We start from the raw sequence: 22,398 nt of genomic DNA on the forward strand, positions 1-22,398 counted from the left end.
ATGATACGGACCGTTCCCACCAAACCCTACGCCGATCAGAAACCCGGCACGTCGGGCCTGCGCAAGAAGGTGCCGGTGTTCCAGCAGGAGCACTACGCCGAGAACTTCATCCAGTCGATCTTCGACGCGCTGGAGGGGTTCGAGGGCAAGACCCTGGTGATCGGCGGCGACGGCCGCTTCTACAACCGCGAAGTCATCCAGAAGGCGATCGCCATGGCCGCCGCCAACGGCTTCGGCAAGGTGATGGTCGGGCAGGGCGGCATCCTGTCGACGCCGGCCGCCTCGCATGTCATCCGCAAATACAAGACCTTCGGCGGCATCATCCTGTCGGCCAGCCACAATCCGGGCGGCCCGCACGAGGATTTCGGCATCAAGTACAATGCCGGCAATGGCGGGCCGGCGCCGGAAAAGCTGACCGACGCGATCTTCGCCAAGACCAAGTCGATCTCGAGCTTCAAGATCGCCGATCTCGAGCCGATCGACATCGACACGGTCGGCACGGTCAAGGCCGCCAGCATGACGGTCGAGGTCATCGATCCGGTCGCCGACTATGCCGAACTGATGGAAAGCCTGTTCGATTTCGACGCGCTGCGCAAACTGTTCAAGTCGGGCTTCCGCATGCGCTTTGATGCCATGCATGCGGTGACCGGTCCCTACGCCAAGGAGATCCTCGAAAACCGCCTTGGCGCGCCCGACGGCACCTGCCGCAATTTCAAGCCGCTGCCGGATTTCGGTGGCCACCATCCCGACCCCAACCTCGTCCATGCCAAGCACCTCTATGACGAGATGATGGGAGCGGACGCGCCCGACTTCGGTGCCGCTTCCGATGGCGACGGCGACCGCAACCTGATCATCGGCAAGGGTATCTTCGTCACGCCGTCGGATTCGGTCGCCATGCTCGCCGCCAACGCCCGCCTGGCGCCCGGCTACAAGGAAGGCCTGAAGGGCATCGCCCGCTCGATGCCGACCAGTGGCGCGGCCGACCGTGTCGCCGAAAAACTCGGCATCGGCATCTATGAAACGCCGACCGGCTGGAAGTTCTTCGGCAACCTGCTCGACGCCGACATGGCGACGATCTGCGGCGAGGAAAGTGCGGGAACCGGCTCCAACCACGTCCGCGAAAAGGACGGCCTGTGGGCCGTGCTGCTGTGGCTCAACATCCTCGCCGCGCGCGGTGAAAGCTGCAAGCAGATCGTCACCGAGCATTGGGCGACCTATGGCCGCAATTACTATTCGCGGCACGACTACGAGGAGGTCGAGAGTGATCGCGCCAATGCGCTGGTCGACGAACTCCGCGCCAAGCTAGGCTCATTGCCGGGCACCAGCGTGCGCGGCATGACAATCGCCAGCGCCGATGACTTTGCCTATCACGATCCGGTCGATGGTTCGACCAGTGAACACCAGGGCATCAGGGTGCTGTTCGACGGCGGTTCGCGCGTCGTCTTCAGGCTTTCCGGCACCGGTACGTCGGGCGCGACGCTGCGCGTCTACATCGAGCGCTACGAGCCCGACAAGTCGAGGCACGATCTCGACACCCAGGCCGCCCTTGCCGATCTGATATCGGCGGCCGATGATATTGCCGGGATTCGCAGCCATACCGGCCGCCCCAAACCGAGCGTGATTACTTGACGTTGGCGGATAGCCTGCGTCGCAGGGCTTTCCCTTCTCCCGCAAGGGGAGAAGGTGACGCCCGTTCACGACCCTCTCCACAAGGGGCAGGACGGAAAGCGGTCGCATGAGTTCGCTCGGCGCCATCGTCACCGGCGAAGGCATCCGTTTCGCCGCCTGGTCTTCGATCGCGAGACGTCTCTGGGTCTCGATTTTTGACGAGCAAGGCAATCGCGAAATCCAAAGGCTTGAGCTGCAACCGGAAAGCGAGGGCGTGCATGCGCTGTTCGGCGCTGGTCTTGGCCCCGGCACCCGCTACGGGTTTCGCGCCGATGGCGACTATGCACCGGAGCGCGGCCTGTGGTTCGATCCCGACAAGCTCCTGATCGATCCCTACGCCATCGGGATCGACAGGCCCTACGCCTATGACTGGCGGCTGGCCCAGCGTCGGAGCGAGGGGGCCGACACCGCGCCGCTGATGCCGAAGGCGATTGCAACAGCCTTGCCGAAACCCTTGCAGGCTGCGCCACCGCTCTTTCAGCCCGGCGGCCTGGTCTACGAAGTGCCGGTGCGCGCCTTCACCATGCTGCATCCGGACGTTCCCGAAAAGCTGCGCGGCACCATAGCCGCACTTGCCCATCCGGCTATCCTTGAGCACCTGAAAAAACTCGGCGTCGGCGCTGTCGAACTGATGCCGGTGACGGCGTCGATCGACGAGCGGCATCTGCCGGCGCTCGGGCTGCGCAACGCCTGGGGCTACAATCCCGTCACCTTCATGGCGCTCGATCCACGCCTTGTACCTGGCGGCATCATGGAGTTGCGAAACACGGTGGCCGCGCTGCGTGAGGCCGGCATCGGCGTCATCCTCGATCTGGTCTTCAACCACACCGGCGAGAGCGACCGGCTCGGGCCGACACTGTCGCTGCGCGGCTTCGACAAGGCCTATTACCGGCACACACCCGACGGCAGGCTGGCCAACGACACCGGCACCGGCAACACGGTCGCGTGCGACCATCCCGTCGTCCAGGAGATGGTCCTCGACACGCTTCGCCATTTTGTCCGGCATGCCGGCGTCGATGGCTTCCGCTTCGATCTTGCGCCTATTCTCGGGCGGGTCGAAGGAGCATTCGACCCCCAGGCGCCGTTGCTGGATGCAATGCGCGAGGACGCGTTGCTGGCCGATCGCGTGTTGATCGCCGAGCCTTGGGACATTGGCCCGGATGGCTATCAGCTCGGCAATTTTCTCCCACCCTTTCTCGAATGGAACGACAAGTATCGCGACGATGTCAGACGCTTCTGGCGCGGCGACGCCGGCATGGTCGGTGCGCTGGCGACCCGGCTTGCCGGTTCGTCCGATGTGTTTGCCACGAAGGGACAAAACGCCAGCCGCACCGTCAATTTCATCGCCGCCCATGACGGCATGACACTGGCCGACATCGTGCGCTATGAGCGCAAGCACAACGAGGCCAATGGCGAGCAGAACCGCGACGGCCACAATGAGAACCTGTCCTGGAACAATGGCGTCGAGGGCGATGCGGACGAACCGGCGGTAGCCATTGCGCGCCTGAACGATCAGCATGCGCTGCTCGCCATACTATTTGCCTCGCGCGGCACCATCATGCTGACGGCCGGCGACGAATTCGGCCGCACCCAGCACGGCAACAACAACGCCTATGCTCAAGACAACGAGATCACCTGGCTCGACTGGACCGGGCGCGACCAGGCACTGGAGCGTTACACGGCGCTGCTCTCGACGCTGCGCCGCGCAGTGCCGGCGCTCGCCGATACACGCTTCCTTGCTGGCCGGCCACCAGCCGGATCCGACATGCCGGAGGTCGCATGGCTGACCGAGACAGGCGTGCCGCTTGACGAACAGAGCTGGCAGGATCCGCAGCGGCACCGCCTGGTGATGATCCTGGGTGGCGTCGCCAATGACGAACGCCGTCTTGCGGTGCTCGTTAACGGCGATCGCCGGGCCAGCATGTTCACCTTGCCCGGGCGCGAAGGGTTTTTTTGGGCACCAGCCCTCGAAACAGGCGTGGCGGCCGACATCTCGCGGCCGGTATCAGGGCGGACGGTGATCTTCATGATCGAACGCGCAGCCATGCAGGCCGGCACAAGGGAGAAGCGCAATGGCGGCAGGTGACAAGACCGGATGGTGGCGTGGCTGCGTCATCTATCAGATCTATCCGCGCTCCTTCCAGGATACGACCGGCGACGGCAGCGGCGATCTGCGCGGCATCACCAGACGTCTGGAGCATGTCGCCTCGCTTGGTGTCGACGCCATCTGGCTGTCGCCCTTCTTCAAGTCGCCGATGGCCGACATGGGCTACGACGTGTCCGACTATCAGGACGTCGATCCGATGTTCGGCACCATCGCGGACTTTGACGCGATGGTCGCCGAGGCGCACCGTCTTGGCCTGAAAATCATCATCGACCAGGTGCTCTCGCACTCCTCCGACAAGCACGACTGGTTCGTCGAAAGTCGCGCCAGCCGCGACAACCCCAAGGCCGACTGGTATGTCTGGGCCGAGACGAAGCCCGATGGCGGCGCCCCCAACAACTGGCTGTCCGTCTTCGGTGGCCCGGCCTGGGAGTGGGATTCGACCCGCCGGCAATATTACATGCACAATTTTCTCGCCTCTCAGCCGGACCTGAATTTCCACAATCCGGAGGTTCAGGATGCGCTTTTGGAAACGGTGCGGTTCTGGCTGGAGCGTGGCGTCGACGGCTTTCGGCTCGATACGGTCAACTACTATGTCCACGACCGCTGGCTGCGCAGCAATCCGCCCTTGGCGTCAAGCGTCGCCGGCACCAACAGCGAGACCAACACCTACCTCTACCAGGAACATCTGTTCGACAAGACCCAGCCGGAAAACCTGGCGTTCCTCCAGCGCTTCAGGGCGTTGCTCGACGAGTATGAGGACCGCGCCGCCGTCGGCGAGATCGGCGATGAGGGCCGCTCATTGCAGACGCTTGCGGCCTACACCACCGGCGGCGACAAGCTCCATATGTGTTACACCTTCGATCTGCTTGGCCCGCAGTTCTCGGCGGCGCATGTGCGGAGCTGCGTCGAAGCCTTCGAGACGGCCGTCTCCGATGGCTGGGTCTGCTGGGCGTTCTCCAACCACGACGTGGTGCGCCATGTCAGCCGCTGGACAAGGCCGGACAGCGACCCCGACGCGGTCGCTGGATTCTCGATCACGCTGCTCTCCTGCCTGCGCGGCTCGATCTGTCTTTACGAGGGCGAGGAACTCGGCCTGGAAGAGGCGGAGCTTGCCTATGAGGATCTCCGCGATCCCGTTGGCATCCGCTTCTGGCCGGGGGTCAAGGGCAGGGATGGTTGCCGCACGCCGATGGTCTGGGAGGCCGGCGCCGACAATGCAGGTTTCTCCACAGCCAAGCCGTGGCTGCCGATACCGGCCAGCCATCGCGCCCGCGCCGTCGACGTCCAGAACACTGACGCCACCTCGGTGCTGGCATCCTATCGCGCCACGCTCGCGCTGCGTAGAGAGCACCCGGCGCTGGTGACGGGCTCGATCCGGTTTCTCGATGCGGAGGGCGAAATTCTCGCCTTCATCCGCGAAGGCGGCGGCGAGAGGCTGCTCTGTGTCTTCAATTTCGCCGGGGAGCCGGGGAATTGGCCGTTGCCGCCGGATATCGGATCGGTCGCAAGGCTTGGCGATGCTGCGGTCATCGAAGCGACCGAGCTCTCCTTGCCGGCGCTCGGATGCTTCCTTGGCCGCCTCGATTGATTTATTGAACGAGAACCGAGCGCCCGCAGGTCGCGCCGGTAACCCGCACATCGGCCTGGCCGACGCTGACACCCAGCGCCGAAAGCACATTGTAGAGCAGGTCGTCGACCGGCGCCGTCACCCCGTTCAGCACGGCCACGACGGCCGGCTTGACCGTTGCGAGCAGGGCGGTCGGATCGATCCCGAGACCGAGCGCGTTGACCGAAAGCGACAGGTTGTTGACCAGCGACGTGGTGAGCGACTGCGAGATGTTGCGCGTCGAAACGGTCTTGACCGTCTTGTTGGCGATGTCGGTGGCATCGAAGGTCAGCGTCGTCGGGCTGTTGTTGGTGATCGCGGTCGCGGCGGAACCCATCACCTGTATCAGCGGAATGTTGATCAGCAGCAGGTGGAGGCTCACATCAGCGATCTCCGCGTCGGTGAATGTCTGCGGCTGGCTGAAGTCGGCGAAGCCTGAACTGTTGCTGTTGGCCAGATGCAGCGCGGCTATGCCTGGTTGCGCGGCGATGGAAACTTTTATGCTGGAGGGTCCGGTCGGACAGGTGATGTCGGTCAGTTTGGCTTCGGCATAGGCGACTTCCACATTGAGCGGCAGGTTGACGGCCAGCAGGCTGATACCGCCGCCGAGACCGGGCGTGCCGACACCGACGGCGGCCACCAGTTTGATGCGCGTCTGGGCGGTGCGCACCACGGTTCCGATGCCATCGACCGCGAGCCACGGCGACGATTGCATCGGCTCGCCGATAGCAATGGTCAGCGCGGTGGACAGAAGCCCGGGTATGGTGGCGCCGAGATTGACCTGGGCCTGGTTGGTACCGTTTGCCAGCACGGCGGCGGCGGTCAGCATTCCCATGGCGCTGGCGTCTACTCCAAGGCCGGCTGGTCTTTGCCCGAGGCCCAGGCTGCCGATGGAGCCGAGATCGACAAGCTTGCTGAGCGGGATCTTGGTCGTGCTGGTCGACTTGGACGCGATCGTCTGCAGCGCCAGCTTGGCCGTATTGCCAAGTCCGGGCACATTGGCCATGGCCGTGGCGATCTGGCCGACGGTCGCTTTCGATGCCAGTACGTCCGAATAGGTGACGCCGGTCAGGCTCAATTGTGTGGCAAGGCCGTCCATGAACGAGAGCACGCTGACATCGGCCGAGATCAGCCCGTTGTAGTCCATGACACTGAGCGAGATGTTGCCGCCGAGAAGACCGCTGAGCAGCGCATTGAGAATGCCGCCATTGACGCTGAGCAGCCGCGACCCGACCGAGAACGTCGCCTGCGGCGTCATGCTGGCGGTGGCCTCGGTGCCAATGACAGGAGAGGGGATCAGCGAACTCGCGAAATAGCGGGCGGGGACCTTCTTCAGGGTGACACGGACGGCATTGTAGGGCGTTACGCGGCCTGGAAGCGTTGGCTGACACTGGCGGTCGATGCCGCGTATCGCCCGGGCGTGACCGACACGACGGTTTTGCCGACGGCTGGCGCGATCGTTTGTCCCGAGCCTTGAACCACCACACCTGGCATGCCGTTGTCGGTCAGCGTGGTCACCACGGCGGTCTCGACGTTGGCGATGTTCGAGGCCGCGGTGATCGCCGCCAGGTCCACCATTGCCTGGGCTTCGCGGCGCTCGGTGTAGATCGAGGCTTCGTCGATGCCCACAGCAGCCAGCGCCAGCGCGACCGGTGCGCTCAATGCTATCATGACGGTAAGATTCGCTCGTGTGTCGCCCAGCATCAACCGGGCAAGCCGGCCGATCTCATTGCGCGCCCGCAGCAGCATTCAAATGCCCCCGACCCTTATCGTTGACTGGCGCTTGATCGTGGTTCCCGGCATGGCAATGTCCGGGAAGAGGTTCCAGATCGGCAGGTTGCGGGCATCGTACTGGATGGACACGACGAACTGGCTTCCGTCGGCCGTGCTGTCGTTGGCCTGGTAGGTCAACTTGCTGACATCCACGAAGGGATATCCGCCGGCGTTGTTGGTGACGAAGCTGGCTACGAGCGTCTGGCGTTCGGTCTGGTTCAGTCCGGCAATTGCAGTACGGGCCGCATCCGCCGCGATCTGCTGGACCGAGTTGGCGGCGCCAAAATATATACCATATGCAACCATTCCGAGCAGAGGAAGATGAAGATGGGCGAGAGAAAGGCGAATTCAACCGCCGAAGTCCCAGATTCTTCTTGAAATTTACGCGTTATTTGACGAACTTCTGGTAGTCTACTTGACTTGTTACTCATGGCCGCCACGCGTCCGGGGGTAGAATTCGTACAGAAGGTAGTCGTAATGTAACCTTTGGTTGCATAAGAGCGCATTAACACATTCCCGCAGACTGACGCAGCCACAGATTTCCCGTGATAAATCGCGTCGAGGTGAGGAAACCAAGTCAAGCTTCTGGTTTCGGCTGGTGTTTTGGCTGTCGAGGCACAGCTTTGGTGCCGCCTTACTTTGGGTGACCCAGAGAGTCTGTTGAAATAAAAATTCTCCGCGTTAGTGTTTGGGCACCAGCCGCAGGAAGGGAACCGGCGGCGCGCTCAAAGGGGTCAGATATCGGCTCCGGGGCGTCAACACTTAAAGGCGCGCCGACGGCTGCGCCGACAGGGAGAACTTCATGCTGAAAAACATGCTGAAGGCGACGGTGTTCGCCACGACCATGGCGCTGGCCGCCGGCACGTTCTATACGCCGGCTTTCGCCGAGACCGTCTATAACCGCGGAGCCGCCGCCGAAGCGGAGACGCTCGATCCGCACAAGACCTCGACGGTCTATGAAGCCGATATCATACGGGACCTGTTCCAGGGCCTCGTCATGCATGACCAGAAGACGAACCTCATTCCAGGCGCCGCCGAAAGCTGGACGGTGTCCGACGACGGCACCGTCTACACCTTCAAGCTGCGCAAGGACGGCCTCTGGTCGGATGGCACTCCGGTAACGGCGGACGACTTCGTCTATTCGTTCCGTCGGCTGGAAGATCCGGCCACCGCTGCCGAATACGCTTCCATGCTCTATCCCGTGAAGAATGCCGAGGAAGTCAACACCAAGAAGGGCAAGCCGGAGGATATGGGCGTCAAGGCGATTGACGCAAATACTCTCGAAGTCACGCTCAAGGCGCCGACGCCTTACTTCCTGGAGATGCTGACCCATCAGGCGACCTATCCGGTCAACAAGGCGTCTATCGAAAAGCTTGGCGCCGACTGGGTCAAGGCGGGCAAGCTGGTCTCCAACGGGGCCTTTACAGCGGCGGAGTGGATTCCCAACGACCATCTGAAGCTGGTCAAGAATCCGAAATTCTGGGACGCCGCGAGCGTCAAGTTCGACGTGGTCAACTACATCCCGACCGAGGATCGCTCGTCGGCGATGAAGCGCTTCGAGGCCGGCGAACTCGACAGCTACGGTGACCTGCCAACCGAACAGCTCGCCGATCTCAAGACCAAATTCGGCGACCAGGTCCGTGTCGGGCCATATCTCGGCACCTACTATTATGCGATCAAGACCGACAAGGCGCCATGGGACAATGTCGAACTGCGCAACGCCATCTCCATGGCGATCGATCGCGACTTCCTGGCCGAAAAAGTCTGGCAGAATTCGATGCTGCCCGGCTATTCGATGGTACCTCCGGGCATCGAGGGCTACACGCCGGCACTGGCCAAATATGCCGATATGCCTCAGATCGACCGCGAGGACGCTGCCAAGAAGATCCTCGAGAAACTCGGCTATACACCCGAGCATCCGTTGAAGATGGAGATCCGCTACAACACCTCGGAAAACCACAAGAACACCGCTGTCGCCATCCAGGAACAGCTGAAGCCGCTCGGCGTTGAGGTCACGCTGCTCAACACCGACACCAAGACCCACTACTCCTTCCTCGAGCAGAAGGGTAACTACGACGTGGCGCGTGCCGCCTGGATCGCCGACTACAAGGACCCGGAAACCTTCCTCGGCATATCCCGCAAAGCCAGCGGCAACAATTATTCGAACTACAACAGCCCGAATTACGAAGCGGCCATGGACAAGGCCGCCGCCGCCGGCGGCAAGCCCGAAGAGCGCATGAAGGACCTCGCCGAGGCCGAGCGCATCCTCATCGACGACGTCGGCGAGATCCCGATTCTCTACTACAGCTACCACGACATCGTTTCCTCGAAGCTGCATGGCTTCGACGACAATGTGATGGACATCCATCCGTCCCGCTTCATCAGCAAGGACTGATCCCATAGCTGGGCCGCCGCGCAACCCAATGCGCGGCGGTGCTGGTTTGCCATCGCATCGGCCCGGGAACCGGAATCGATTTTCGACAAAGTCGGTGCGAAGATTTGCAGGCTGGAGCATAATCGTCCAACTGGACGCGCGCTGCTCTGGATCAAGCGGGGCACCGATGCTGCGATACGTATTTAGGCGGCTTCTGACCGCCATTCCGACGCTGTTCGTCATCGTGACCATGGCGTTTTTCCTGATGCGCGTCGCTCCAGGCGGCCCATTCAACCAGGAGCGGGGGCTGAGCCCCGAGATCAGGGCCAATCTCGAAGCCCAGTTCGGCCTCAACGACCCGCTCTGGCTGCAATTTGTCCACTATCTCGGCAATCTGCTGCGCGGCAATTTCGGCCCGAGCTACAACATGCCGGATTTCACCGTCACCGAACTCTTCGCCAAGGGCCTGCCCATTTCGGTCCAGCTCGGCGCCTCGGCGCTCGTCCTTGCACTTCTGCTCGGTTCCATGCTTGGCACCATTGCCGCGCTCAACCAGAACAAGCTTGGCGACTATACGGTGATTGCGCTGGCAACCGCCGGCAGCACCATCCCCACCTTCGTCATCGCGCCGGTGATCCAGCTCCTGTTCGGGCTGACCTGGAAGCTCTTGCCGATCGGTGGCTGGGGTGATGGCGCCTTCATCAACAAGGTCGGCCCGGCGCTGACGCTGGCCTTGCCGCAGATCGCCATCGTCGCCCGGCTGATGCGTGGCTCGATGATCGAATCACTGCGCTCGCATCATATCCGCACAGCCCGTGCGCTCGGCCTTTCCGACTGGTCGGTGGTGGTCAAGCACGCGCTGCGCGGCGCCATCCTGCCGATCGTCTCCTTCACCGGTCCGGCGGCCGCGGCGCTGCTGACAGGCTCGGTCATCGTCGAGACGATCTTCTCCATTCCGGGCGTCGGCCGCTATTTCGTCGACGCCGCGCTTAACCGCGACTACACGCTGGTGATGGGAACAGTGGTGGTGATCGCCATCTTCACCATCGTCTTCAACCTGATCGTCGACGTCATGTACGCGGTCGTCGATCCGAGGGTGCGCTATGACTGATATCGCGGCCACCGCTCCCGCCATCATCGGCCGCTCGCTCTGGGGTGACGCCTGGGCGCGCCTCAGGGCCAATCGCGCCGCTATGTTCAGCCTCTATTATCTCGCCCTGATCGCGGTCATCAGCGTGTTCGGGCCCTGGCTCGTGCCGCATCAATACACGACCATCTATGCCGATTATGTGCGTACGCCGCCAAGCCTGTCGGCCTATCCGAAGGCCGACATGATCGAGACGGCGCTCACCGAGGCGATCAAGCGGATGCGGGTCGACATCAAGGAATGGCGGCAGGAAGGCAATAAGATCTTCGTCACCGTCAAGTCGGCCAAGCCGATCGACGACCGCAACATCCGCTATCTCGACCGTTCCGATGCCTTCGACAACACCAAGATCGAGAGCAAATCGCCCGACGGCCTCGAAATGACGATGAGCGCGTCGGTCAAGCAGCAATATTTCCTGTTCGGCACCGACAACACCGGCCGCGATCTGTTGGCGCGCACGCTGATGGCCGGGCGTATCTCATTGGCCATCGGCATGCTCGCCGGCGTCGTTGCGGTGGTCATCGGCGTGATCTATGGCGCCGCGGCCGGCTTTGCCGGCGGCAAGGTCGACGAGGTGATGATGCGCATCGTCGACGTGCTGTATTCGCTGCCCTTCATCTTCTTCGTCATCATGCTGGTGGTGTTCTTCGGCCGCAACTTCGTGCTGATGTTCCTGGCGGTCGGCGCCGTGCTGTGGCTCGACATGGCGCGCATCGTGCGCGGCCAGGCACTGTCGATCCGCCGCCAGGAATATGTCCAGGCGGCGGAAGCCATGGGTGTCGGCCAGCGCGGCATCCTGCTGCGCCACGTCATTCCCAACCTGCTCGGTCCGGTCGTCATCTACATGACGCTGCTGGTGCCGCAGGTCATCATCCTGGAGAGTTTTCTGTCGTTCCTCGGGCTCGGCGTGCAGGAGCCGATGACCAGCTGGGGCGTGCTGATCTCGGTCGGCGCCAAGAACATCGGCACCGCCAACTGGCTGCTGCTGTTTCCCGCCTTCTTCCTTGTCTCGACGCTGTTCGCCCTGAATTTCGTCGGCGACGGCCTGCGCGACGCGCTCGACCCGAGAGATCGATAAAGATGGGGATCGCTAAGATGGCCGCTTCCGAAACGATCCTCAGCGTCAAGGACCTGCGCGTCCGTTTCCGCACGCTCGACGGCGCGGTCGAGGCGGTGAAGGGCATCAACATCCACGTCAATGCGGGCGAAACCGTTGCCGTTGTCGGCGAATCCGGCTCCGGCAAGAGCCAGACGATGATGGCGGCGATGAGCCTGCTGGCATCAAATGGCGAAGCCACCGGCAGTGTCGACTATCGCGGCCGCAATCTTCTGACATTGAGCAAATCCGAGCTGAACAAGGTCCGTGGCCGCAAGATCAGCATGATCTTCCAGGAGCCGATGACCTCGCTCGATCCGCTCTATTCGATCGGCAACCAGCTGATCGAACCGATCCGCCGGCATCGCGGCTTAGGCGCCGCCGAGGCACGCGAAGAGGCGCTCAAGCTGTTGCGCCTCGTGCATATCCCCGATCCGGAGCGGCGGATGAAATCCTATCCGCACGAAATGTCGGGCGGCCAGCGCCAGCGCGTCATGATCGCCATGGCGCTCGCCAACGACCCCGACATATTGATCGCCGACGAGCCGACGACGGCGCTCGACGTGACCATCCAGGCGCAGATCCTGATGCTTTTGGCCGAGCTGCAACGCAAGCTCGGCATGGCGATCGTCTTCATCACCCACGATCTTGGCATCGTGCGGCGTTTCGCCGACCGGGTCTATGTCATGCGCCAGGGTGAGGTTGTCGAGGAGGGGGGGGCGGAGGCCATCTTCGTCAACCCCCAGCACGCCTACACCAAAATGCTGCTGGCAGCCGAGCCGACCGGCAGCAAGGCGCCGCCGCCCGCCAATGCCCCGGTGGTGCTCGAAGGCAAAAATGTCGAAGTGACATTCAGGATCGGCGGCGGGTTCCTTGCTGGCGAACCGCTGATGCTGCGCGCCGTCGACCACATCTCGATCCGGCTGCAGCGCAACCAGACCATCGGCATTGTCGGTGAATCCGGCTCGGGCAAATCGACGCTCGGCCGCGCTTTGCTGCGGCTGTTACCGAGTGATGGCCTTATTCGTTTCGGCGCTCGCGACATTTCCCAGGCCGACCGACAGGCGATGCGGCCGCTGCGGCGCGAGATGCAACTCGTCTTCCAGGATCCGTTCGGTTCGCTGTCGCCGCGCATGACCGTCGGCCAGGTCATCACCGAAGGGCTTCTGGTGCATGAGCCGAACCTGTCGGGCAAGCAGCGCGATCAACGCGCGGTCGAGGCCCTGCGCGAAGTCGGCCTCGATCCCAACGCACGCAACCGCTACCCGCACGAATTTTCCGGCGGGCAACGGCAGCGCATCGCCATCGCCCGGGCCATGATCCTGAAGCCCAAGCTGGTGGTGCTGGACGAGCCGACCTCGGCCCTCGACCGCTCGGTGCAGAAGCAGATCGTCGAACTGCTGCGCAAGCTGCAGGCCGACCACGAGCTGTCCTATCTCTTCATCAGCCACGATCTTTCGGTCGTGCGCGCCATGGCCGACTACATCATCGTCATGAAGCAGGGCAAGATCGTCGAGGAGGGGCCGACCGAGGCGATCTTCAGCAATCCGCAGCACGCCTACACGCAGACGCTGATGGCCGCCGCGATCGATGTCACGCGGTTCAGGTTGAGCGCCTGATCGCCTCAACCGGGGGGTCAAGCTTATTGCGATGGCGAGGTGCACCTGCGCGCCCTTGCGCCGGCAAGAACCTCCTGCTGCTGCTTCAGCCGGTCGATCCTGGCCGTTTCACGCTCCGCGACCGCGCCCTTCACGCGCGCGCCGCCCAGCAGCCAGCGCGGGACGCTGGTGTTAGCGACTTTGCCGCGGGTGATCGCGGTCTGCGAGATGTCGCGGGCGATGTTTCCTATCGCGCTGTTGAGTTCGGTGCAGGTCATCGAGTCGTATTTTGCCGGATCGACCGTTCTGCTGAACGATGAACAGCCGGCGACGAGAAACAGCGCAATCACAAGAATCGGTGGCGAGGCAGCCGTTGAAATCCGATTCATGTCGGCATCCGGCATCGTCGATCTACTGGGCCTAGAATATCCATCGAACCAACCTAAAGCTGACCGCCATTTTCGTCAAAGTGCGCCGCCACCAGAACGTTCGGCAACGCCCAGGCGCGCTCCCCGCCAGCGGCAACGCCAAATGTGGCCTTCAGCAGAAGGCTATGGAGATAGCTGGGCTGGGCGCGTGTGCGTAAGAACCTCAAGAAAAATTGCCGAATGGCCCGACTCCAAAGAGCCGGGCCGACTGTCGGTGATCAGTAGCCGCCGTTTTCGATCACCACACGGTGATGCCGATGGTAATAGCGGTGAGTGGAGCCTGTCACAATGACGGTGTCTCGACGATGATGCCGGCGGCCATGGTCGTAGAACGCAACTTCGCCGTGACGACGGTGATGCAGGCGTTCACCTTCCTCGTTGATGATCTTGACGTTGTTATGGTGTCGATGGTGGGTTCTGATAACCACATCGGCCTCGGCTGCCGAAGCTATGGTCGGTAATCCAATGGAAAGCGCCAAAGCGCACATGATCATTGTTTTCATTGCAGTTTCTCCATTCCTTAATTGGCCCTTCGTTGGATAAATGCCGCTGAGTTCCCTTGGTTCCGGTTTCGCCAGGGAGCCGGGAAGTCTGCCGCAAGTCGAAAGACCGGCGACGGCATCGCTTAAGGCTGGGAGGGAACTGCCTCTCGCTGACGGTACCTGCAAAGAACCATGTGGCTCGAGGCGTCGGTCTGGCTCGTATCGGGCCGCGCAACGATCTGCCCCCAAAAATCGCAATATCTGGCTATTGCCCGCGGCAGTTCCTGGCTGCTCATGCCAGAGATGGTAGCGATATCGCCATCCCTACAGTTGGTCTTCTCCGAGAGCTGGGCTGCCGCCGCCACTATATCGCAGGACCGCTCGTCGTCCGCCTGGGGGGGCGCACAGAAACAGGCAAGCCCTACTGCGGCTGTGAAAACCAATTTGCGCATAGTGGCTCCGGCATCACCGGCATTCTGTCGCTGCTGCCGGTCGAAACATGGCCATTGCCAACATAAGGCGATTCACCGGGCTATCTCTCGATCTCGCCAAATGGCGGAACATTAGGCTCGCCTAATAGTTCTATTCCTCACAGCCGACACCACGACTGCCGGCTGAAGATCAGCTGGCAAAGGCTGGTCGGTCCGCGTTTCGCCAGAGACGCGGTCTTAGGCAACGGGAGAGAGATCATGAACAATATCATTTGGCTTGTTGGAGCGATTGTCATCGTGTTGGCGATATTGAGCTTCTTCGGCCTCCGATAGGCGCAACGCAAGTTCTGCCCGTCGGCCTTTCGTCACCCATTCATCGGAATGTGATCAGCCGAGGAAGAAGGGACCATGCCGGACAAGTGATGGGCCTGAAGGTGGCTGGCGCCAGTTGGGAGCTTGGGTGGCCAGACAAAATCAAAGCCGCCGTCAGAGGTAACAGCGGCGCCGCCGCTGCCCTATATCGTGTGATCGCAGAAGGTCTGGCCCAAGCGCTCCCGGCCGGCCGACACTATCGCAACTGGCCTGCCGAACCAGCGTCACAGCCAGGTTAGATGAGCACAAGACGATGGGATGTTATTGACAGCCAGCAGCGTTCAAAATCGATTTCGCGACTGAGCGAGTTGTCGAGCGGACTAGTGAAGCTGTACGGCTTGCCGATGACCGAATGGAGAGCGCACGATTCTTGTCGACATAGGCCTGCAGCTTCACGGTTTCGAGCGGGCCGGTCGTGGCTGTCTCCTCCAGAGGGAGTAGGTTCAATTGGGCGTCTCATTCGCCTGTTGTCTCACTGCATCTATCAAGTCTCGTGTCGCTTGAGCGACCTTGGCAACTGGTAGTCGATGAACGCAGTAGACGCCGCCCGGGTTGTTGGGTTTGCACAAATCGGGCGCAACACACTGGCAAGGCAACGGCGGCTCAACGGTGCGGTGAAGCACCCCAAAAGGCCCCCAGATGTCGGGGGGCGTCAGGCCATACAGGCCCACAACTGGAGTTCCGACTGACGCAGCTAAATGCATTGGGCCGCTCTCGTTTCCCAGAAAGATAAATGCATCCGCAAGCAATGCTGTTAGTGTCTCAAGCGAGGCTTTACCAACAACGCTCACCAATGGTGACACTGCCACATTCAGGATAGCTTGTGCGGTTGCGCTCTCATCAGGTCCACCAATCAGCAGTGACCGCAGGCCCGTCGTTGCATAAACCTCGTCGATTACTGCAGCGAACCGTTCAGGTTGCCAACACCGCCCTTCGAACCTTGCTCCAGCGTGCACTGCGACGAAAGCTTTTACAGCCAGATTGCTTTGCACCAGAATTTGGGTAGATGCGCTTCGCCCGACTGGTGTGGGTTCAAGCCTCGGTGTCACTTCGCGCAATTCTATCCCAAGCGCTTCAAGCGGGGACAGATATCGGTACAAGTAGTGCGCGCCTCCATGGCCGAAGGTGTCAGCAAATATATTAGCAGGCTGAACTTCCCAGAATTTCAGGGGGTTTTCCGGGGGATTGTATCCAACGCGCAGAGGAGCGCCGATTGACCTGTGGATTATCCTTGATGTCTTCGAGTCAGTTAGATCAATGGTGAGATCGAATTTCCGGCGGCGGAGGTCAGCGACCAAGGTTGAAAACTCCTTCACTCGCTGAGGCAGACTTCTACCATGACCTCGACGGTCGAATCCGATGGCCACGTCTGCGATATTCTGGCTGACTACGAAGTCCCGCAGGCCAGGAGCGCAAAGCATGGCTATCGCAGCGTTTGGGTAAGCGAGGCGCAGATTTCGCACGAGCGCCGAGGTCAGAATGACATCCCCGATGTACTTCGTCTGAATTACGAGAATGGACTTGATAGCCAGCCGATCAGCCATCGAGATATTCAGCACATCGACCTCACGAGGGGCGGGTCAGATTGGTCTTTGGTGGGCACCAACGTCCAATCGAGCTCACGGTTCCGGCTAACGGATATCTCTCTTTTCGATATCGAAGCAAGGCCGTCTTGAAAGCAGTTCAAAGACGAAACCTCAATCCTTGGCCCTGTCGTTGCTTGGCTCACCATCATTACGCGCTCTTAGAAAATGCTAGGCAATGCCGCCCTGATTCGACCATCTGCCATTCGCCATCGGGCTGCTGCTGTCGTCGTCATGGCATCTGTCCCTGCCACAAGGGCAATCCACTTTCTGCAGCGAAGTCCCTATCCTCTGCGTAGATTGGCTCGCCTCTTCTCACCATCCGTCGAAGCAAATCCGCATCCTCGTCGGCATGATATCGGAAGGCATTTCGGGTGTCGTATCCATGTCCGGCTTGGGACAGGGAAAACCCGCTGACTACAACAGGAGCGAAACCGGCGAAACGCGCCAGCATGATCGCGAAGGCTCCTGTGGAGATTTTGCGGTGCCAGCCGCGGGACACATGATATTTGCCGCTGAGCCGCCAGACGATGTTGGCAAGCTGCCATTTGGTAAGCGCCTGCAAGGTGTCATAACGATAATCGAAGGTGCGACAACCGGCTTTCAGCTTGTCCTCAACGTCCGGCCAAATCGGGATGATCAGATGCTTTGCCTGCCGTCCTTTTAACAAATCACGCTTGTAAAAATCCTGCTCGCCCTCGCCGACCAAAATGCCGCGGCGGATCAGGGCGATATGAGGAACGGGGAGGCCGAAGGTTTCCGCCAAAAGCTGGGAAGCATTGACGGTCACAAGTGCCCAATCGGCATCGTGTCCCTCCGGGAGGCGAAAATTCGGCGCCGACCCCATCACCAAGGCGGGACCCGTGACCCTAGGCAAGCGAAGAATTGGCTTTGAGAAGGTTGGCAAGAAATGCGAAAGCGTAGTCTTCATGTGGGAATCTGAACCGCGTCTTCAAAGGCGCGCAGAATGCTTTCTTCTCGGCGCCACAATTCGTCCCATTGCGTGACGCCGGACCAGCCCGCAAACCAGGGACCACCGAGCGTGTAGTGCGCCAGCGAGACATCGGCGGGCTTGAGTTCGGAAGCCGAAGCCCCGACGAGGTAGTTCCATGCCAGAGGCAACTCTCCGATCTCATGGTCCTCAAGCCATTTGAAGGCGTGAAGATCACGTCCGGGCCACGTGTTGAGCATCTCGGTGGTAAGCCGTTTGTTGGCGGGATGATCCAGATTCCACAAAACGACCGACGACCAGTTTTTGCGGCGATAGAACGTCTGCGTTTGCCCGTCCATCTTGACCGCTTCGGATTCGCGTTGCTGGTGCTTAACCGCCATAATCGCGTAGGAAGGATCGACCAGATCGAGCAGCGTGACTGGATCCTTCAGAAACAGGACGTCACAATCGCAGAACATGGCCCAGCCGCCTTGCCTCATAAACGGAACGGCAAAGCGCGATATGGCAAACTCGGTCGACATCGGTGCCTCGGAAATCGGGCACCAGAGCTTACCATCACGTACCACCATCGGTCGCTTCATGATTCCTTGGGTTTCAAGGTCTTTGAGCACGAGTGGCTGTATCTGCAACGGCGTGCTTGTCCGTCGGTAGGCGCTCCATCGCGCTACGTCTAGAACTCGGGATTCGCGTGGATCATACCCAATGTAGATTGGTATCACGGGGCAACTCTATAATTTGGTGTGAATTTACTCGAATTAAGCATGGCAGCACCGCAAGCGGAAGGCCCGAAGTACAGCGGATCACTACGGGTGGCGCGACGGTATGAGTCCTGCGTACCTTCGCGAGCTTGTCACCTATTGGTGATCCAGCGTCAGCGTGACATCTCGCGACTGCGAACTTCGCTGGAGTCACATGACTGCGCTGGCCTGAACCATCATTGCCGTTCGCCCAATGAGAAAGGTCGTGAATGGCTGTGGGGGCGCCAAAGTCGGGATGCGCTAACACATTGTTTTTTCTGGTCGGAGTGGCAGGATTTGAACCTGCGACCCCCTCGTCCCGAACGAGGTGCGCTACCAGGCTGCGCTACACTCCGTGACCAGACCGCGGGCTTATAGCCGCCGCACTTCGTTCCTGCAAGCGGCAATGGCAGCACTTCTGTCGCATTTCGTCCTCTTTCGTCGGGCATTCCCGGAAAGCCCGGATTTCCACCCGGGATAAACGTGGCTTAAAGCCTTGTGTGCTAAGCCGCTGCCTCGACGGATCGTATTTCTGCCGCCTGGAGCTCTGCTGTCTTGTCCCCAAAAATCCTTGGCCCAAAAATCGTTGGCGAAGCCCGCCCCAACAGCTTCGAATTCGAAACCGAGGCGCTGATCAAAGCGTCCGGCTTTCGAGAATATGATGCGCGCTGGTGGTTCGGCCATCCGGGCTCGACGCAACCGCCCGAACTCAACCTGATCGGCGTCCAGGCGCTCGGCATGGGGCTCGGCACGCTGATTCGCCGCCTCGGCGCCGGACCCGATATCGCCACCGGGCACGATTTCCGTTCCTATTCGCTGTCGATCAAACTGGCGCTTGTCACCGGCCTGATGGCCACCGGCGCACGGGTCCGGGATATTGGCCTGGCGCTGTCGCCGATGGCCTATTTCGCCCAGTTCGCACTCGATACGCCGTCCGTTGCCATGGTCACCGCCTCGCACAACGAGAATGGCTGGACCGGCGTCAAGATGGGCGCGGCGCGGCCGCTGACTTTTGGCCCGGAGGAGATGGGTGCGTTGAAGGCGATCGTGCAGGCCGGCGACTTCGATCTTGCCGGCGGCGGCTCCTATGATTTCGTCCGCGATTTTCGCGCCACCTATCTCGACGATCTGACCCGCGACAAGCGCATCACGCGAAAGCTGAAAGTGGTCGCCGCCTGCGGCAACGGCACCGCCGGCGCCTTTGCCCCGGAAGCCTTGCTGCGCATCGGCTGCGAGGTGATCCCGCTCGATGTCGAGCTCGACCACACCTTCCCGCGCTACAATCCCAATCCCGAGGACATGCGGATGCTGCACGCCATCAGGGACAAGGTGCTGGAGACCGGCGCCGATGTCGGCCTGGGCTTCGACGGCGACGGCGACCGTTGCGGTGTCGTCGACAATGAAGGCAACGAGATCTTCGCCGACAAGGTCGGTGTGATGCTCGCGCGCGATATTTCGCTGCTCCACCCGGGCGCGACCTTCGTCGTCGACGTCAAGTCGACCGGCCTGTTCAACACCGACGCGGTGCTGCGCGCCAATGGCGCCGTCACCGACTACTGGAAGACCGGCCACTCCTACATCAAGCGCCGCGTCGCCGAACTCGGCGCCGTCGCCGGTTTCGAAAAATCCGGCCATTTCTTCTTCAACCCGCCGATCGGACGCGGCTACGACGATGGGCTGGTCACGGCAATCGCCATTTGCCAGATGCTGGATCGCAGCCCCGGCAGTTCGATGGCCGACCTCTACCGGGCGTTGCCGCTGACCTTCGGCACGCCGACCATGTCGCCGCATTGCGCGGACGATGTGAAGTATGGCGTGGTCGAGCGGGTGGTTGCCGATTTTCAGGCGATGAAGCAGAGTGGCGCCAGCTTCGCCGGCCAGAAGATCGCTGATCTGATCACCGTCAACGGCGTGCGCGTCGTCGCCGAGGACGGCACCTGGGGACTGGTGCGGGCGTCGTCGAACAAGCCGGAGCTTGTCGTGGTCGTCGAAAGCCCGGTCTCGTCGGATCGTCGCCGGCAGATGTTCGAGGCCGTCGACGCCGTGCTGCGCCGCAGTCGGGAAGTCGGCGCCTACAACCAGACCTTCTAGCCTTCACGACCTCGTCGCATCGCAGACTGTCGGCGACGGTTACTCAGCCGGCTGAAGCTGTCCGCTCCAGAGCGCTCCAGTCGAACGCTCGCGCCCAGTCGGCGAAATCGTGCCAGCGGACCTCGGGGAAATCCCTGCGCAAGGCCGCGATATCGACGTCGTAGCCGACGCGGTCGAACCATTCGAACATCAGCGCCGCATCCTCGCTTTGCTGGCGCGCCACGGCAATCGGTATTTCCTGATAGCGGATCGGGCGACCAATGGCCTCGAACAGGATTTTCGCCTGCTCTTCGCCCGACAATTCGTCCCCGGCGAAATCGAAGCGCTTGCCGAACACCTGTTCTCGCCGTTCGGCCAAAGCGGCAACGAAGCCGCCGATGTCCGCCAGGGAGACCAGTTGGAGGACGCGTTTGGGAGGCATCGCGAAGGCATAAGTGCCCTGGCTGAGCGCGCCGATCGACCATGGCGCCACGATATTCTCCATGAACGCGGCCGGCGCGCTGATCGTGTAGGGGATGCCAAGCCCGACGACATGTTTCTCGACGAGATATTTGCTGTCGAAATGCGGGATGCCGGTCTCCTTGTCGGCGTCGGCAACGGATGAATAGATCAGATGTCCGACGCCCGCAGCCTTGGCCGCATCGGCGGCGATGATCCCCTGGAGGGTCTCCTCCTGCATGCCAGCCTCATAGCTGTTGCCCATCAAGAACATGGTGTCGACGTCTTTGGCGGCCTTCATAACGGAGGCCGCGTCAGCGAGATCGCCGGCGACGACATCGGCGCCCGCCGACGCCAGTTGCCGCGCTGCCTCGCTGTCGGGCCTGCGCGTCAGTGCCTTGACGCGGTGTCCCCTCGACAACAGGGCGCGCGCAACCGCGCCGCCTTGCTGGCCGGTAGCGCCGGTCACCAGAATGCTTCGTTTGCTGGTCATGATGTCTGCTCCTTCTTGTTTCTCCTGGAGCAAAATTAGGACCTGTCGCATTGATGCATAATTGGCTATAATTGGAAAACTTAGTTCCAATTTTGGATACAATGATCGACTTCAACGATATCGTCGTGTTTGCTCGGGTCGTCGAAGCCGGCAGCTTCACCGCTGCCGCGCGCCTGCTCGCCATGCCCAAGACGACGGTCAGCCGCCGCATCGCCGCGCTCGAACGCGAAGTCGGCGTCCGCCTGCTGCAGCGCACGACACGCAGCCTCAACCTGACGGATGCCGGGCGTCTCTACTATGAGCAGAGCAGCCAGGGGCTGCGGACCATCGAGGAGGCAAATCTGCGCCTTGCCGAGGCGAGGGCGGAACCATCGGGCACGATTCGCATTTCGGCCCCGGTCGGCTTTGGCGGTCATTTTCTCATCCGCACGGTGGTTGACTTTCTCGCAATGTATCCGAAGACCAATGTCGAGCTGCGCCTCACCGACGACAGGCTCAATCTGGTCGAGGACGGCATAGACCTCGCTTTCCGCACCGGGATCCTTCGGGATTCGACGCTGATCGCCCGCAAGCTCGGTTCCGCGCATAGGCTGCTCTGCGCCAGCCCGGACTATCTCGCACGGCACGGCATGCCGGAAAGTCCGGCGGACCTCACGCACCACCGATGCGTCATCGCAGGCCCGTCGGCCTCAGGCGCTCACTGGGTGCTGGACGGGCCGCACGGCCAGGAAACGGTGATTGTGGCCGGGCGCTTCGCCGCCAATGAAATGCAGGCGGTCGTCGCGGCCGCGCTCGCCGGCTTCGGCATCGCCCAATTGCCGCAGCCGATTGCCGAAGGGCTGATCGATGACGGACGGCTGCAGCACATTCTCAGGGATTACACGACACCGGCCGGCGGCCTGCATGCCCTCTATCCGAGTAGCCGCCACCTTTCGCCGCTGGTCAGGGCATTCATCGAACTTGCATCAGAGCGCATTCCCAATGGGATAAACACCGCTTAAGGCTTGTGTGGTAGCAACCGG

General features: G+C 61.5%; 15 protein-coding genes, 1 tRNA gene and 2 pseudogenes. 9 read left to right on the forward strand and 9 right to left on the reverse strand.

Annotation, left to right across the window (positions count from 1 at the left end; genetic code table 11):
- From ACFSQT_RS28885 to bglA, 3 genes are all read left to right on the forward strand, one after another.
- Positions 1-1,629 (forward strand): alpha-D-glucose phosphate-specific phosphoglucomutase, encoded by a 1,629-nt coding sequence (locus ACFSQT_RS28885; RefSeq protein WP_379024543.1) that lies wholly within the window; start codon positions 1-3, stop codon positions 1,627-1,629.
- A gap of 106 nt (positions 1,630-1,735) precedes the next feature.
- Positions 1,736-3,754, forward strand: a complete 2,019-nt coding sequence (gene glgX / locus ACFSQT_RS28890) for a glycogen debranching protein GlgX (RefSeq protein ID WP_379024545.1) — start codon at positions 1,736-1,738, stop codon at positions 3,752-3,754.
- Positions 3,741-5,363 (forward strand): beta-galactosidase BglA, encoded by a 1,623-nt coding sequence (gene bglA / locus ACFSQT_RS28895; RefSeq protein ID WP_379024551.1) that lies wholly within the window; start codon positions 3,741-3,743, stop codon positions 5,361-5,363. Before glgX ends, bglA begins: the two co-directional genes overlap by 14 nt.
- Before the next feature lies 1 nt (position 5,364).
- On the opposite strand, the pseudogene ACFSQT_RS28900 reads toward bglA, so the two are convergent.
- A pseudogene (locus tag ACFSQT_RS28900) lies at positions 5,365-7,130 on the reverse strand (hypothetical protein).
- Positions 7,131-7,460: a pilus assembly protein gene (locus tag ACFSQT_RS28905; protein WP_379024553.1), complete on the reverse strand. Its 330-nt coding sequence runs from the start codon at positions 7,458-7,460 to the stop codon at positions 7,131-7,133. It lies immediately after the preceding pseudogene.
- Between the two features lie 691 nt (positions 7,461-8,151).
- Here ACFSQT_RS28905 and ACFSQT_RS28910 point away from each other — a divergent pair.
- From ACFSQT_RS28910 to ACFSQT_RS28925, 4 genes and pseudogenes are all read left to right on the forward strand, one after another.
- Positions 8,152-9,297: pseudogene (locus tag ACFSQT_RS28910) on the forward strand (peptide ABC transporter substrate-binding protein); the annotation flags it as partial.
- Between the two features lie 418 nt (positions 9,298-9,715).
- The gene (locus ACFSQT_RS28915) at positions 9,716-10,639 is read left to right on the forward strand and encodes an ABC transporter permease subunit (RefSeq protein WP_379024555.1); all 924 of its coding nucleotides are present in this window, start codon (positions 9,716-9,718) and stop codon (positions 10,637-10,639) included.
- Complete coding sequence (locus ACFSQT_RS28920; protein WP_379024557.1) at positions 10,632-11,753, forward strand: ABC transporter permease subunit; 1,122 nt, start codon at positions 10,632-10,634, stop codon at positions 11,751-11,753. The genes ACFSQT_RS28915 and ACFSQT_RS28920 overlap by 8 nt, the downstream gene beginning before the upstream one ends.
- Positions 11,754-11,770: 17 nt before the next feature.
- Positions 11,771-13,390, forward strand: a complete 1,620-nt coding sequence (locus ACFSQT_RS28925) for an ABC transporter ATP-binding protein (protein ID WP_379024559.1) — start codon at positions 11,771-11,773, stop codon at positions 13,388-13,390.
- A gap of 23 nt (positions 13,391-13,413) precedes the next feature.
- Here the strand turns inward: ACFSQT_RS28925 and ACFSQT_RS28930 are convergent, their stop codons facing one another.
- From ACFSQT_RS28930 to ACFSQT_RS28955, 6 genes are all read right to left on the reverse strand, one after another.
- Positions 13,414-13,758 (reverse strand): hypothetical protein, encoded by a 345-nt coding sequence (locus ACFSQT_RS28930; RefSeq protein WP_379024601.1) that lies wholly within the window; start codon positions 13,756-13,758, stop codon positions 13,414-13,416.
- A 257-nt stretch (positions 13,759-14,015) separates the two neighbouring features.
- Positions 14,016-14,300 carry a hypothetical protein gene (locus tag ACFSQT_RS28935; RefSeq protein WP_379024561.1) on the reverse strand — a complete coding sequence of 95 codons (285 nt, stop codon included), beginning with the start codon at positions 14,298-14,300 and terminating at the stop codon, positions 14,016-14,018.
- Positions 14,301-15,525: 1,225 nt separating this feature from the next.
- The gene (locus ACFSQT_RS28940) at positions 15,526-16,641 is read right to left on the reverse strand and encodes a glycosyltransferase family 9 protein (RefSeq protein ID WP_379024563.1); all 1,116 of its coding nucleotides are present in this window, start codon (positions 16,639-16,641) and stop codon (positions 15,526-15,528) included.
- A 256-nt stretch (positions 16,642-16,897) separates the two neighbouring features.
- Positions 16,898-17,596 carry a hypothetical protein gene (locus tag ACFSQT_RS28945; protein ID WP_379024565.1) on the reverse strand — a complete coding sequence of 233 codons (699 nt, stop codon included), beginning with the start codon at positions 17,594-17,596 and terminating at the stop codon, positions 16,898-16,900.
- On the reverse strand, positions 17,593-18,228 hold the full coding sequence (locus ACFSQT_RS28950) for a hypothetical protein (protein WP_379024567.1): 636 nt from the start codon (positions 18,226-18,228) through the stop codon (positions 17,593-17,595). Before ACFSQT_RS28950 ends, ACFSQT_RS28945 begins: the two co-directional genes overlap by 4 nt.
- 405 nt (positions 18,229-18,633) lie before the next feature.
- Positions 18,634-18,710 (reverse strand) — tRNA-Pro (locus ACFSQT_RS28955).
- Positions 18,711-18,909: 199 nt separating this feature from the next.
- Here ACFSQT_RS28955 and ACFSQT_RS28960 point away from each other — a divergent pair.
- The gene (locus tag ACFSQT_RS28960; protein WP_379024569.1) at positions 18,910-20,445 is read left to right on the forward strand and encodes a phosphomannomutase/phosphoglucomutase; all 1,536 of its coding nucleotides are present in this window, start codon (positions 18,910-18,912) and stop codon (positions 20,443-20,445) included.
- 43 nt (positions 20,446-20,488) lie between these two features.
- Here ACFSQT_RS28960 and ACFSQT_RS28965 read toward each other — a convergent pair whose 3' ends face one another.
- Positions 20,489-21,376, reverse strand: coding sequence for an NmrA/HSCARG family protein (locus tag ACFSQT_RS28965; protein WP_379024571.1), 888 nt, complete (start codon positions 21,374-21,376; stop codon positions 20,489-20,491).
- Positions 21,377-21,477: 101 nt separating this feature from the next.
- Here ACFSQT_RS28965 and ACFSQT_RS28970 point away from each other — a divergent pair, with 101 nt between their 5' ends.
- Positions 21,478-22,377, forward strand: a complete 900-nt coding sequence (locus tag ACFSQT_RS28970; protein ID WP_379024573.1) for a LysR family transcriptional regulator — start codon at positions 21,478-21,480, stop codon at positions 22,375-22,377.
- Positions 22,378-22,398 lie beyond the last annotated feature (21 nt).

The organism is Mesorhizobium calcicola, assembly GCF_042682105.1.
GTDB lineage: Bacteria > Pseudomonadota > Alphaproteobacteria > Rhizobiales > Rhizobiaceae > Mesorhizobium > Mesorhizobium calcicola.